Source organism: Bowmanella yangjiangensis (genome assembly GCF_017255015.1).
GTDB classification, from domain to species: Bacteria; Pseudomonadota; Gammaproteobacteria; order Enterobacterales; family Alteromonadaceae; genus Bowmanella; species Bowmanella yangjiangensis.
In genome coordinates, this window is sequence record NZ_JAFKCS010000695.1 from 1 (window position 1) to 380 (window position 380).

The 380-nt window shown below is 71.3% G+C and carries 1 protein-coding gene; it reads right to left on the reverse strand.

Annotated features, from left to right (window positions below):
• Positions 1-116 precede the first annotated feature (116 nt).
• A partial coding sequence (locus J0A65_RS26295; RefSeq protein WP_206597127.1) for a type 2 periplasmic-binding domain-containing protein occupies positions 117-380 on the reverse strand: 264 nt, incomplete at its 5' end.

Here is a 380-nt window from a genome sequence, read left to right on the forward strand (position 1 = left end):
CGGTCATACCGAGGGGCTGTCATCCCAGGTCGACGCCCTGGGTCGCAGCGCCAGCCAGTTTCGCCTGGCATGAGCACGGCGGGCGCCAGCTCGAGGCTGACGCCCGCCGCCGTGGTTCAGCGCGCCTGCTCTTGCCGGTATTCGTGGATGATCCCTGCCCGCGTGTCACCGGCACGCGCCAGCCACTCCTCGGTCAGCCGCTGCCCCACCTCGACCAGCCCCTGCTGCAGGGCCGGATCGATATCGCGAACCACCTCCATGCCATGCCGCGCGAGCATCCGCGTCTGGTACTCGGTCAGTGCCCAGGACAGCTCCCAGCCTGCCCGCTCGGCGCGCTCGGCCGCATGCAGCAGGGCCTGACGCTGCGCCTCGGGCAAGCG